The sequence below is a fragment of the Amphritea sp. HPY genome (assembly GCF_050870985.1).
Taxonomy (GTDB): domain Bacteria; phylum Pseudomonadota; class Gammaproteobacteria; order Pseudomonadales; family Balneatricaceae; genus Amphritea.
Window position 1 is genome coordinate 315,844 of the sequence record NZ_CP194015.1, and the last position, 13,082, is coordinate 328,925.

Consider the following 13,082-nt stretch of genomic DNA (forward strand, 5'->3'; position numbering starts at 1 on the left):
TTAATGATGCCCTCAACTTTACAAGTATTTAGTTGCAGCTGAGCTGCATATGAGACGAGTTATAGGGAGATAGAGTGTCACAATTAAATACAGACTGGAGTATCAGTACCGGTCATGAGCAGTTTGTTGATCCATTGCTGGATTCACTTGTTTTACTGAGTAAATATTATGGCACTGCCGTATCAGATGATTCTCTGACCAGTGGTTTACCGCTGGTCGAAAACTCCCTGACGCCTGAGCTGTTTGTCCGGGCTGCAGAGCGAGCCGGTTTAGCCGCCCGACTGGCATGTCAGCGGCTGGACCAGGTTCAGAATGTACTTTTACCTTGCGTATTGTTGCTTAAGGGACGGCGTGCCTGCGTGTTGATGAAACAGGATCATGCCAAAGGCGAAGCGCTGATCCTGCATCCGGAAAGTGGTGGTGAAGAAATTGTTTCACTGGAACAGCTAACAGAGGACTATTCTGGCCATCTGTTTTATATAAAGAAAAAATACCAATTTGATAAGCGCAGCCCCGATGTTCTGGGTATTAAGAACGAGCATTGGTTCTGGGGTACTTTCCGTAAAGTCATGCCGATCTATCGGGACGTGTTGATAGCCTCTTTGCTGATCAACCTGTTTGCGATCGCCTCACCACTGTTTGTAATGAACGTGTATGACCGGATCGTGCCTAACCTGGCGTTCGATTCACTGTGGGTGCTGGCGATAGGTGTCGCTTTCGTATTCCTGTTCGATCTGATCCTGAAACACTTACGCTCTTATTTTATCGATGTTGCCGGTAAGAAGCTGGACCTGCAACTGTCGGCCAAGATCTTTGCCCGCGTGCTAGGCATTCGTCTTGAAGCCCGGCCGCTGTCGGTGGGCGCCTTTGCCAATAATCTACAATCATTTGAGTCGATCCGGGAGTTTATTACTTCGGCTACTGTCAGCGCGCTGATCGACCTGCCTTTCGCATTACTGTTCCTGTTGGTTATCTGGGCCGTTGGCGGGCCGCTGGTTATCGTGCCAATTGTGGTGATGGTAGTCCTTGTCGGTTATAGCATTTATATTCAGAAGCCTCTGGCGCAGCAGATTGAACTTACCTCAAAACTGGCTTCCCAGAAGCAAGCGACCCTGGTGGAAGGCCTGACTGGGCTCGAAGCGGTTAAGATTAATGGTGCTGAGAGCCAGTATCAGGTGGTATGGGAACAGGCTGTCAGTAAAATGGGGCAGCACGACATCAAAACCCGCAAGCTGGCCAATGGCGCTTCCAGCCTGGCCGGTTACATGCAGCAGATGATGACTGTTGCCGTGGTGGTGATGGGGGTATATCTGGTGGCAGAAGGCGAGCTTAGCATGGGCGGCATTATTGCCGCGGTTATGCTCGGTGGACGCGCAGTGCAACCACTGGCCCAATTGGCTCTCTTAGCGACCCGGTACAATCAGGCGAAGGCATCGATGACTCTGATCAATCAGGTTATGCAGATGCCAGTTGAGCAGGAAGATAGCAAACAATATATCAGTCGTCCTAAACTTGCTGGCAAGGTGGAGTTTGATAATGTCAGCTTTGCCTATCCCGACCAGCCGTCACAGGCACTTTCCGGTATCAGCTTCAGCATTAATCCGGGTGAAAGGGTCGCCCTGATAGGCGGTATAGGTGCCGGTAAAACCACACTGGAAAAAATGATCCTGGGATTGTATCAGGCGACGGAAGGTGATGTGCGTATTGATGGTGTCAACATTGCCCAGCTGCACCCTGCGGATCTGCGCCGAAATATCGGCAGTGTAACCCAGGATAGCCACCTGTTTTTCGGCAGTATCCGCGACAACATTGTTATGGGTGCGCCTTTCACTAGTGATGAGGCTCTGTTGCGAGCAGCCGAGTGGGGTGGAGTAACTGAATTCACCAACCATGATCCCCAAGGCCTGGAACGGCAAGTGGGCGAAGGTGGGCGTCAATTGTCGGGAGGTCAGCGTCAGTCTGTGGCTGCAGCACGGGCGATAGTGCTTGATCCACCGATATTGTTATTGGATGAACCGACCAGCCAGCTGGATCGGAAGACAGAGCAAAGACTGATCAACCAGATTAAACAGTTGGATAGTAGTAAAACCGTTATTCTCAGTACCCATAAATCCAGTCTGCTGGAAGTGGTTGATCGGATCATCGTGTTAGAAAAAGGACGTTTAGTCGCAGATGGCCCTAAAGCCGAGGTAATTAACTGGATGCGTGAAGGGCTAAACCGGCAGCAGGGAAAGCAGCAGGAGAACGCTGATGTCTGATAAGAATGCAGTAGCGGAAAAGCCTGAGGCAGCGATGCAAGATCAGGCTAATAACTCTGAAAGATCGAAGGCTGAAGCGAAAATAACACCAGCTGATCAGGATGTTAATACTGAAACAGCTCAGCGAGAGAGTTCTGAGCAGCCAGAGATTTTAGAAACAAGCGACAGGGTGATTCCTGTTCAAACTGAAGCTGCAGAGAAACCAAAATCGGTAGCCGCTGAGCTGATCGCCGCAGCGACCAAAAAGTCAGAGGTTAAGGAACCGCCAATTGCCAAAGAGCTGCATGAATTCATCGACAGTGCCGCCGAGAGCGCCCTGTTAGATACACCGCAAAGTTCAAGAATCCTGTTATGGGGCGTGGCATGCTTCGTAGTGATCGCGATTGCCTGGGCATATTTTGCCGAGTTGGATGAAATTACCCGGGGTGAAGGCAGCGTCATACCGTCGCAGCAGGTCCAGGTGGTGCAGTATCTGGAAGGCGGTATTCTGAAAGATGTCTTTGTCAAGGAAGGTGATCAGGTCGATGCTGGTCAGGCCCTATTAAGGGTCGATGAAACACAGTTTTTGTCTGACTTCAGAGGGCAGGCGCAGGAAGCCGCATATCTGGAAATCTCGGTTGCGCGGCATAGTGCCGAGTTAGCAAGTATTCAGGTTGCAGACGGGGTGTTAGTCGATGACTGGCAGGTACAGGCTAAAGTTCAGTCACAACCTATTATGCTCGATGATGCCTGGAAGGCGCTGCATCCAGAACTGTTTCAGCGTGAACAGGCGCAGCTTGAAGAATATTTGCGTAACCTGACCAACCAGTTGGGTATCCTCGGGCGTCAGATTGAACAACGGGTTCAGGAAGAACGTGAGCTGGTATCAAAGGTTAGTCACTTGCGTCGTTCGTACAGACTGAGTCAGCAAGAGATCGCTATGACCCGGCCGCTTGCTGAGGAAGGTGTTATTCCGAAAATTGAGCTGATAAAGCTGGAAAGGGATCTGAATAACTATAGACAAGAGCTGGAAGGCGCGAAGTTGCTATTGCCTAAAGTGCAGCTATCTATACAGGAAGCAATTGCGAAAAGACGCGAAATAGCATTAAATGCGCGCAGCGAAAGCCAGCAAAAACTGAATGAAAGTCAGGCGCAGCTGAGTCAGTCCAATGAGGCGCAGGTCAGTCTGCGCGACCGGGTCGACAGAACCACTGTGGTCTCGCCGGTGCAAGGTACGATTAAAACCATATCAGTTAATACCATCGGCGGTGTTATTCAGCCGGGAATGGATCTCATCGAAATCGTTCCGACTGAAGATCATCTGTTGATCGAAGCAAAAGTCTCGCCAAAAGATATTGGCTTTCTGCGTCCGGGCTTAGATGCTGTGGTTCGCCTGACGGCATATGATTTTTCTATCTATGGTGGTCTGAAAGGTACATTGCAGCATATCAGTGCCGATAGTATCGAAGATGAGAAAGGTAATATCTATTATCTGATCCGGGTACGGACAGATAATAGCGATCTTGGCAAAGGCAATAAGTCTTTGCCGATTATACCGGGAATGATGGCGACTGTGGACATCATGACGGGTAAAAAGAGTGTACTGGATTATCTGTTGAAGCCGATCTTTAAGGCGCAACAGCAGGCATTACGGGAACGTTAAAATTAAATGGACTTTAACCGGGGGGAACGGTTCATGTTAAAACTACCAAAAATTGGCGCTATTGCCTTTTTGGCCTTGTCAGGAGCGGCATCGGCGCAAACGCTGATGGAAGCTTCTGCTTATACGATAGAAAGTTCGCCGGATGTGGCGATTATTAAAAGTCAGTATCTGAGCCGTATCGAGCAGATTGGTGTGTCTAAAGCAGGCTACCTGCCGACAGTTGATCTGGCGCTGGGCTATGGCCGCGAGTGGACCGATAGCATATCAACCCGCTCTGCAGTGGGTCATGAAGATGTGAAACTGAACCGTGGCGAAGCATCTTTGACTGTGTCACAGATGCTTTACGACGGTATGCGTACCAGTAATGATCTGGATCGTACCCGCGCCGAGGCGACTGCACACCGCTATCAACTATGGAGTGCTGCAGAAAATGCCACACTGGAAGTTGCTGATGCCTACATGGGCGTAATCTTCGCCGAAAAGGCTTCGGTGCTGGCGGCGGATAATCTGGAAGCGCATATCGATATTCTTGACGGTATCAAAAAGCGTTCAGAGCATGGTCTGGGCTCCGCCTCAGATCTGTCTCAGGTAAAAGGCCGGTTAAGCCGTGCCCATTCGAACTACCTGGCGACAGACAACAATGTACTGGATGCTCGTGCCCGATTCTTACGTATCGTCGGTCGCGACTCTCTGGGGCTGGTTCTGCCAGAGCCGGTTGAAGATTATATGCCGGTGTCTTATGAGTTAGCGTTAGAGCGTGCGGGTAAGGTGCATCCTACTTTACAGTCTGCTCAGTATGACGTTGATGCAGCCATTGCTAAATTGAAACTTCTGGATGCGTCTTTCCGGCCGGATGTGCGTTTTGAACTGGGCAGCACCTGGAATAACGATCTTGATGGTGCCGATGGTCATAATAATGATATGACTGCGATGGTGCGTATGCGCTATAACCTGTTCAACGGTAATGCCGATGATTACCGTAAAAAAGAGGGCTACTATCAGTTGCAGGAAGCTTCTGCGATTAAAGATCGTGCCGAGCGAGAAGTGGCTCAGGGTATGGCGCTGTCCTGGAATGCATATCAGCTGCTGGAACGGCAGATGGAGTTCCTGGAAGCCCACGTTATCGAATCCGAAAATACATTGGGCGCTTACAAAAAACAGTTTGATCTTGGACGACGTACCCTGGTCGACCTGCTGGATGCTGAAAATGAATTGTTTGAGGCGCGTCGCGAGTTGCTGCAAGCCGATAAGGATCGCTTCCTGACGCAGTTCCGCGTGCTTAACTCAATGGGTGAATTGCTGGCGGTACTAAATCTCGATAGAGAGACTTTGTTATCTAAAGATGAGCTTAACGAAATCTCAAAACTGCAACAGTGATCTACTACATACCCACGCCAGAGATGGCGTGGGTATGATCTGCATCAAGTGTAAGATCCTCTCACACTTTCCAGCCTGTATTTTAAGAACCTGTTTACAACCCTCTGTGCTGCTTAATCCATGTTTATCCGCTATAATCGCCGCTTTTCATAGCCTGTATAAAGATTGATCATGAGCGAAGAGCTGGATAAACAACAGAAGACCCGGGTAAACAAGTTACAGAAGCGGCTACGCCGTGAAGCTGGTCGGGCTATCGAAGATTTTAATATGATCGAAGATGGCGATAAGGTGATGGTGTGTCTGTCCGGTGGTAAGGACTCCTTTGCCATGCTGGATATCCTGATGAATCTGCAAAAAAGTGCCCCGATCAGTTTTGAGATCGTCGCAGTTAATCTGGATCAAAAGCAGCCTGGTTTTCCTGAGCATGTGTTACCTGAATACCTGACAGAGATCGGTATTCCTTTCCATATCGTCGAGCGGGATACCTATTCTGTTGTCAAAGAGGTGATCCCTGAAGGTAAGACTACCTGCTCTCTCTGCTCGCGTCTGCGTCGTGGCACGTTGTATGGCTTTGCCGAAGAGATCGGTGCTAATAAGATAGCCCTTGGTCACCACCGGGATGATATTCTGGAAACCTTTTTCCTGAACATGTTTTATGGCGGTAAGTTGAAGTCGATGCCACCTAAACTGGTCAGCGATGATGGTAAGAATATGGTTATCCGGCCACTGGCTTACGCCCGCGAAAAAGATATAGCCGCTTATGCCGAGCTACGCGAATTTCCTATTATCCCTTGTAACTTGTGTGGCTCACAGGATGGCTTGCAGCGTCAGGTAATTAAAGAGATGTTGCAGGACTGGGATAAAAACCACCCGGGCCGTATTGAAACTATGTTTCGTTCTCTGCGTCATGTTGTGCCTTCGCATCTGGTTGATACTGAACTGTTTGACTTCAAAGGTCTGCAGCGGGGTTATGCCCACGGCATCGTTGAAAATGAAGACGACGGTCAGCCTGCACAGAAAATGCCGGAAATGATCGATATCTTGTCACTTTAACAGGCAGAACATAGTTATGCAGATCTGGGTTGATGCCGATGCTTGCCCTAATGTGGTTAAAGAGATCCTGTACCGGGCTGCCGAGCGGCTCTCGGTACCGACTACATTGGTAGCGAATCAATATCTGAATACGCCACAGTCGGCGGTAATCAGCTCAGTGCAGGTCGCTGCCGGCTTTGATGTGGCGGATAACTATATCGTACAGAAATGTCATGCCGGAGACCTGGTCATTACCGCAGACATACCGCTGGCATCTGAAGTGATCGAAAAAGGCGCGCATGCACTTAATCCCCGAGGCGAGTTCTATACTCCTGAAAATATCAGACAGCGACTGAATATGCGGGATTTTATGGATCAGCTGCGCAGCTCGGGGATCGATACTGGTGGGCCTGCAAAACTGAACCAGAATGATCGACAGCTGTTTGCCAATCAGCTGGACCGCTTTCTGGCAAAGCACGTCACAAAGTAACCGCAATAAGACGCGGCTCGATTCGCTATATATAAGGGTATTCCTTTATTTTTGCGGTCATATGATTTAGTTTTCGGTTATTAAATAAAAATAACCGAGGCGACCATGACCGATTCTCTCCTTCTACGGGACGATGCCGATGGCATCTGTATCCTCACTTTAAACCGCCCTGATGCTTATAACTCCCTGTCACTTGAGCTGATGCAGGCACTGATCTGTTGTTTTGATGAGATCGCTGACGATACTTCTGTCAGGGTCTTAGTGCTCAAAGGTAGCGGCAGGGGGTTCTGTTCCGGCCATGATCTTAAGCAGATGCTGGGCGAAGGTGAAGAAGACTATTATCAGTGTACATTTGATACCTGTTCAACGTTGATGCAACGGATCGTTAACCTGCCGATTCCGGTTATTGCGCAGGTTCATGGCGTCGCGACTGCAGCGGGTTGTCAGTTGGTGGCCAGTTGTGATCTGGCGGTCGCCAGTAATAGCTCAAGGTTTGCAACGCCAGGCGTCAATATCGGATTGTTCTGTTCGACACCGATGGTGGCGCTTAGTCGTGCAGTATCTAAAAAGCATGCCATGGAGATGTTGCTGCTGGGGGATATGATTAATGCTGAGCGCGCCCGTGACATCGGTTTGATTAACTGGGCGGTTGCGGATGAAGAAGTTGAATCGCTGACCCTGCAGGTTGCCGGCAAAATCGCAGCACGCTCCCGTAAAGCTATTTCCATCGGCAAGCAGGCATATGTCACCCAGATTGATAAGCCTTTAGCAGAGGCTTATGAGCAATGCAGTAGAGTGATGACCGGGAACATGCTGACCTATGATGCGCAAGAAGGTATCGATGCCTTCATCAATAAACGTAAACCTGAGTGGCAGCACAGGTAACTTATACCGTTATCTTTCTGGTTAGTCAGATCGATTTTAATAGAACCGACCAGCGCAGGCAGGTCGGTTTTTTTATGCCTGCCTTACACCGAGGCAACGTATGAAAGTCATTGATGAAGATCAAATTACTAAAAAAACGCATGCATTTTTACGCTAGTCTGATAGTATTTTTACAAAATCGAATAAGCATATTTCTTTATGGAATATAAGAAGAGTCTAATAAAGCTAATTCGTATAAATAAAGTTGCTACAGCGGTCTGTTCTATACATTAGTCGAATTCTTATATATTTCTTTTGGGTATAAGGTTAGATCTAATAATAATATAGAGCTGATACTAAAGCTCAGTTGTATAGAGCCGTCTGGAGGCGTGGATGTCCAATCAGATCAAAGGTCCTTCGACCCGAGAGCTAATGGCACAGTTAGCAAAAGAGTCTGAAGGTTTATCAATTCGGGATCGTCGGGATTTCCTGAAAAAAGGTATGCTGGCTGCGGGGGCTGTCGCGACTAGTGTTGTAGCGGAAAGTGCTGTTGCGGGGAATAGTAACTTACCGCCGCTGGAGCCGGCATGGGGACGCCAGCTGGGTGCCGGGGTGGTAGATAAACCTTACGGTAGCCCTTCAGCATATGAGCGTGAGGTGGTACGCCGGACGGTACCCTGGCTGACTGCAGAGTCGATAGCATCGATCAGCATGACGCCGATTCAAGACCTGAAGGGAATTATCACGCCGAATGGCCTGGTGTTTGAACGTTACCATGCCGGTGTTGCCCAGATTAATCCGGAAGAACATCGCCTGATGATTCACGGTTTAGTCGAGCGGCCGATTATCTTCACGATGGAAGATCTGATGCGTTTTCCTTCGGTATCTGAAATTAAGTTTATTGAGTGTCCTGCTAACGGCGGCATGGAGTGGAAGGGAGCGCAGATGGAAGCGCTGCAGTTCACCCACGGCATGCTCAGTTGCTGTGAGTGGACCGGTGTTCCCTTAAGGGTTCTGCTGGAAGAAGTAGGTGTTAAACCGGAAGGAAAATGGATTTTGGCAGAGGGCGCCGATGGCTCCCACATGAGTCGATCAATTCCGCTGGAAAAAGCCCTCGACGACACCTTAGTAGTCTACGCCCAAAATGGTGAGATGCTGCGCCCGGAACAGGGTTATCCGCTACGTCTGCTTAATCCTGGCTGGGAAGGTAATACCTCTATCAAATGGCTGCGCCGCCTGGAGATTGGAGATAAACCCTGGTATCACCGGGAGGAAACCTCGAAGTATACCGACCTGATGGCTGATGGCCGGGCCCGCAAGTTTACCTTTGTTCAGGAAACTAACTCGGTAATTACTAATCCCTGTCCGGAAAAGCCGATTATCAAAAATGGGCTGATCGAGATTGAAGGAATCGCCTGGTCTGGCCGGGGCAAGGTTAAACAGGTGGATATCTCGTTTGATGGTGGCGTTAGCTGGGTACCCGCCAGTCTGAAAGGCTTAGTACTTGATAAAGCGCTGACCCGATTCAGTCTGGTGACTAAGTGGGATGGCCAGCCCTGGTTATTGCAGAGTCGCGCTATCGATGAAACCGGCTATGTTCAGCCGACGCTGGGACAGTTGCGCGAAATCCGCGGTACTAACTCGATCTACCATAAGAACTCGATTCATACCTGGAAAGTTGCAGCAAACGGAGGTATTTCAAATGTTCAGATTAGCTAAAAATACCCTCTGTACTGTTGTTGTGTCAGCGACTCTGCTGTCGTTTGCAGGACCGGCTTCTGCTGGAGAAAAATTTGGTTTTGGCCAGACCGCAACTGCTGAGCAGATCAGTGGCTGGGATATCGATATTCGGCCCGATGGTAAAGGTCTGCCCGCCGGACAAGGGTCTGTGGAAGAGGGAGAGGCGCTGTATGAGCAACTCTGTGCCAGCTGTCATGGTTTATTCGGTGAAGGAGAGGGGCGCTGGCCGGTACTGGCCGGTGGCGAGGGAACCCTGACTGAAGATCGACCGGTTAAAACTGTGGGCAGTTACTGGCCATATGCCAGCACTCTGTATGACTATATTCGTCGGGCTATGCCGTTTACTGCGCCGCGTTCTCTGAGCAATGAGCAGACCTATCAACTGGTTGCTTACGTTTTATATCTGAATGAATTGATCGAAGAAGATTTTGTGATTAGCCAGGATAATCTGGCCAGTATCGAAATGCCGAATCAGGAAGGCTTCTTCGTCGATCCCCGTCCGGACGTTAAGAATACCCGCTGTATGAAAGACTGCGCTGACATCAGCACCATGCAGATTGTTGGCACATTGCAGGGTATTACGCCGGTTAGTCATTTTGTCGAGGGTGCTGATGCGCCTGCGGCATCGCACCATGCGCAGGAAGAGAAAGAGCGACAGTTGCAAGGTGAAACCGGAGCTGCTGACGGCCATGTTGTTACGTTAACTGAGAGTGCCGTTGCTGGCAGGGATACATACAGTAATGCCTGTCAGGCATGTCATTCGTCGGGGATTGCCGGTTCGCCAAAATTTGGTGACAAGAATGCCTGGAGTGTCCGTATCGGTCAGGGTATGAGTGTCTTAATATCCCACGCGATTAATGGCTTCTCAGGGGAGAGTGGTACGATGCCGCCAAAAGGCGGGCGTAGCGATCTTTCGGATAAACAAGTTGAACAGGCAGTGGCTTATATGGTGGAATCCAGCCAGTAAGTTGATGATTTAAGGCCTGATTATTATAATCAGGCCTTTTTATTAAAATAACAATAACCTGAAAAAGGTAATACCGGAGGAAGGGGAATGCGCAAGCTGAAAACCTCGTTATGTACGGCAGGTTTCCTCGCGATGCTGACTGCTGGAACCGCACAGGCGGCAAGCCAGGATGATCTGATTGCGATGGGAAAGGCGGTCTACCTGAATAAATCAAAGGGTAACTGCGTTTCTTGCCATCAGATAGATGATTCCGATGCCACGCAAGCTGGTAATCAGGGACCACCAATCGTTGCTATGCAGCAGCGTTTTCCTGATAAGAGGATGCTACGGGCCCAGATATGGGATGCCACAGTGAATAATCCGCTGACGATTATGCCGCCACTGGGTAAACACTGGATCCTGTCGGAGCAAGAGATCGACGCTGTCGTCGAATACGTTTACCAGTTTTAACCGTGTCGTGAACGGTATTGATAGCCATATTAAGTCACGATAGATAGGGGATTTGAATAATGATAAATCAGTCGAACTGCCGTTAAGGCAATCGCAACGGGTGGCGCCCTGCATGGGGTGCCGCAGTGAGTAATCCGTTAACGATTATTCCATTGTTAGGCACACTCAGGTGGCAAACACTGGATCCTGTCGGAGCAAGAGATCGACGCTGTCGTCGAATACGTTTACCAGTTTTAACCGTGTCGTGAACGGTATTGATAGCCATATTAAGTCACGATAGATAGGGGATTTGAATAATGATTAATCGTCGAACTGCCATTAAGGCAATCGCAACGGGTGGCGCCCTGCATGGGATGCCGCAGTGAGTAATCCGTTAACGATTATTCCATTGTTAGGCATACTCAGGTAGGCAAACACTGAATTCTATCAAAGCAAGAGATCGACGACTGTCGTCGAAAATGTTTACAAGTATTAACTATATCGTGAACGGTATTGAGAACCGTATTGTAAGTCACGATAGATAGGGGATTTGAATAATGATTAATCGTCGAACTGCCATTAAGGCAATCGCAACGGGTGGCGCCCTGATTGGCGCTAGTGTACTGATGCCTCGTCTGGCGATGGCGGCATGGAATAAGGATGCCTTTGGTTCTGATAATCAGGGCACAGCGATGAGTGCTCTGTTAGGTGGTGAGCCAACGGCCAGTGATGAAGTTAGCCTGAAAGCGCCAAGTATCGCAGAGAACGGTGCAGTGGTACCGGTAACAGTCAAAACGTCAGTGGCGAATGTTGAATCGATCAGCCTGTTTGTTGAAGGCAACCCAACGCCATTAGTCGCAAATTTTGCGATTCCGGCCGGCACTAAAGCTGAAGTATCGACCCGTATCCGTATGGGTAAGACTTCGACGATTACGGCGGTGGTGAAAGCTGAGGGTAAGTTACTCAGTGCATCCCAGGAAACCAAAGTCACCATCGGTGGTTGTGGCGGTTAATTTAGCTTTAGTAAAGAGGAAAGAATCATGGCTGGTATTATGAAAGTTAAGGCTAAGGCTAAAAATGACGTGACAAGCGTTAAGCTGATGGCGAAGCACATTATGGAAAGTGGTCAACGTAAAGATAAGAAGAGCGGTGAACTGATTCCTGCAATGTTCCTGCAGGAAATTACTATACAGCACGGCGGAAAAACAGTGTTTTCCGGCAACCTGGGTACTGCGGTTTCTAAGAACCCATACCTGTCATTCAAATTTGATGGTGGTGCCAAGGGTGATGAGTTAACGATTAGCTGGGTTGAAAATACGGGTAAGACCGGCACTGAGACTGCTGCGATAAAGTAAACCGGCGCTGCCGATTTACCCTGCTGGTTAAGCTGTGGAGTGAATTAAATGAAAATAATAAAAAAACTGACCGTTGGCCTGACTGTTGGCTTAGGTGTGACGATGCTGTCACAACTGGCCCTTGCGGCTGATTCGGGTTTTACGCTGGAAACAGTGAACCCTGAAGCGGACCGAATAGCCCTGCAAAACTACTTTAAACAGCGTTTTCCTGAGACTGAAGTTCAGGACTATGTGAATGGTATCTACGCCGTCGATGCGGATTCCCGTGCGCAATGGGAGGAGATCGAAGAGTTTCCGCCGTATGAATTTGCTGTCGATGAAGGTGAGGCACTGTTCAATACGCCTTTTGCTAACGGTAAAGGCTATGCCGATTGTTTCGACAACGGCGGTATCGGTATTCGCCAGAACTTCCCGTACTGGAATAAAGAAGAAGGCACAGTTAAAACCCTGGAAATGGAGATTAACGAGTGCCGTGAAGCTAACGGTGAAAAGCCACTGAAATGGGGCAAGGGTGAGATCGCTAAAGTGTCTGCTTACATGGCATGGACCTCCCGCGATAAACAGTTTGATGTACAGATCCCAAGTGATGATGCGCGGGCAAAAGCGGCTTACCTTGAAGGTAAAAAGTTCTTCTACGCCAAGCGCGGACAGTTGAATCTGTCTTGCGCTAACTGTCACGTACAAGGAGCTAATATCCGGATTCGTGCCGACCTGCCAAGCCCACAATTAGGGCACGTATCACACTTCCCGGTGTTCCGCTCCAAATGGGGCTCTCTGGGTACCTTGCACCGTCGATATTCAGGTTGTCATAAGGATTCCCGGTCTAAGCCGATGAAGCCTCAGACTGAGACTTTCCGTAATCTGGAATACTTTCAGACCTATATGAGCAATGGTCTGGTGGTGAATGGTCCGGGCGCACGTAAGTAAT

General features: G+C 49.2%; 12 protein-coding genes. All 12 read left to right on the forward strand.

Features of this window, described 5'->3' with window-relative positions; translation table 11 throughout:
* Positions 1-74 precede the first annotated feature (74 nt).
* The 12 genes from ACQUQM_RS01350 (at position 75) to soxA (ending at position 13,081) form a co-directional block, all read left to right on the forward strand.
* On the forward strand, positions 75-2,258 hold the full coding sequence (locus ACQUQM_RS01350) for a type I secretion system permease/ATPase (protein WP_432472689.1): 2,184 nt from the start codon (positions 75-77) through the stop codon (positions 2,256-2,258).
* A complete protein-coding gene (locus ACQUQM_RS01355) occupies positions 2,251-3,900 on the forward strand; it encodes an HlyD family type I secretion periplasmic adaptor subunit (RefSeq protein WP_432472690.1) in 1,650 nt (549 codons plus the stop codon). Before ACQUQM_RS01350 ends, ACQUQM_RS01355 begins: the two co-directional genes overlap by 8 nt.
* A gap of 33 nt (positions 3,901-3,933) precedes the next feature.
* Positions 3,934-5,277, forward strand: coding sequence for a TolC family outer membrane protein (locus ACQUQM_RS01360; protein ID WP_432472691.1), 1,344 nt, complete (start codon positions 3,934-3,936; stop codon positions 5,275-5,277).
* A gap of 171 nt (positions 5,278-5,448) precedes the next feature.
* Complete coding sequence (gene ttcA / locus ACQUQM_RS01365) at positions 5,449-6,330, forward strand: tRNA 2-thiocytidine(32) synthetase TtcA (protein ID WP_432472692.1); 882 nt, start codon at positions 5,449-5,451, stop codon at positions 6,328-6,330.
* A 16-nt stretch (positions 6,331-6,346) separates the two neighbouring features.
* Positions 6,347-6,799 carry a YaiI/YqxD family protein gene (locus ACQUQM_RS01370; RefSeq protein ID WP_432472693.1) on the forward strand — a complete coding sequence of 151 codons (453 nt, stop codon included), beginning with the start codon at positions 6,347-6,349 and terminating at the stop codon, positions 6,797-6,799.
* 105 nt (positions 6,800-6,904) lie between these two features.
* Positions 6,905-7,684 carry an enoyl-CoA hydratase gene (locus tag ACQUQM_RS01375; RefSeq protein WP_432472694.1) on the forward strand — a complete coding sequence of 260 codons (780 nt, stop codon included), beginning with the start codon at positions 6,905-6,907 and terminating at the stop codon, positions 7,682-7,684.
* Positions 7,685-8,056: 372 nt separating this feature from the next.
* Positions 8,057-9,382 carry a sulfite dehydrogenase gene (gene soxC, locus ACQUQM_RS01380; protein ID WP_432472695.1) on the forward strand — a complete coding sequence of 442 codons (1,326 nt, stop codon included), beginning with the start codon at positions 8,057-8,059 and terminating at the stop codon, positions 9,380-9,382.
* On the forward strand, positions 9,366-10,370 hold the full coding sequence (locus tag ACQUQM_RS01385) for a c-type cytochrome (protein WP_432472696.1): 1,005 nt from the start codon (positions 9,366-9,368) through the stop codon (positions 10,368-10,370). Before soxC ends, ACQUQM_RS01385 begins: the two co-directional genes overlap by 17 nt.
* An 87-nt stretch (positions 10,371-10,457) precedes the next feature.
* Positions 10,458-10,820 (forward strand): sulfur oxidation c-type cytochrome SoxX, encoded by a 363-nt coding sequence (gene soxX, locus ACQUQM_RS01390; RefSeq protein ID WP_432472697.1) that lies wholly within the window; start codon positions 10,458-10,460, stop codon positions 10,818-10,820.
* A gap of 536 nt (positions 10,821-11,356) precedes the next feature.
* Positions 11,357-11,812 (forward strand): thiosulfate oxidation carrier protein SoxY, encoded by a 456-nt coding sequence (gene soxY, locus ACQUQM_RS01395; protein ID WP_432472698.1) that lies wholly within the window; start codon positions 11,357-11,359, stop codon positions 11,810-11,812.
* 27 nt (positions 11,813-11,839) lie between these two features.
* Positions 11,840-12,154 (forward strand): thiosulfate oxidation carrier complex protein SoxZ, encoded by a 315-nt coding sequence (gene soxZ / locus ACQUQM_RS01400; RefSeq protein WP_432472699.1) that lies wholly within the window; start codon positions 11,840-11,842, stop codon positions 12,152-12,154.
* Between the two features lie 48 nt (positions 12,155-12,202).
* The gene (gene soxA, locus ACQUQM_RS01405; protein ID WP_432472700.1) at positions 12,203-13,081 is read left to right on the forward strand and encodes a sulfur oxidation c-type cytochrome SoxA; all 879 of its coding nucleotides are present in this window, start codon (positions 12,203-12,205) and stop codon (positions 13,079-13,081) included.
* The last annotated feature ends 1 nt before the right edge of the window (position 13,082 follow it).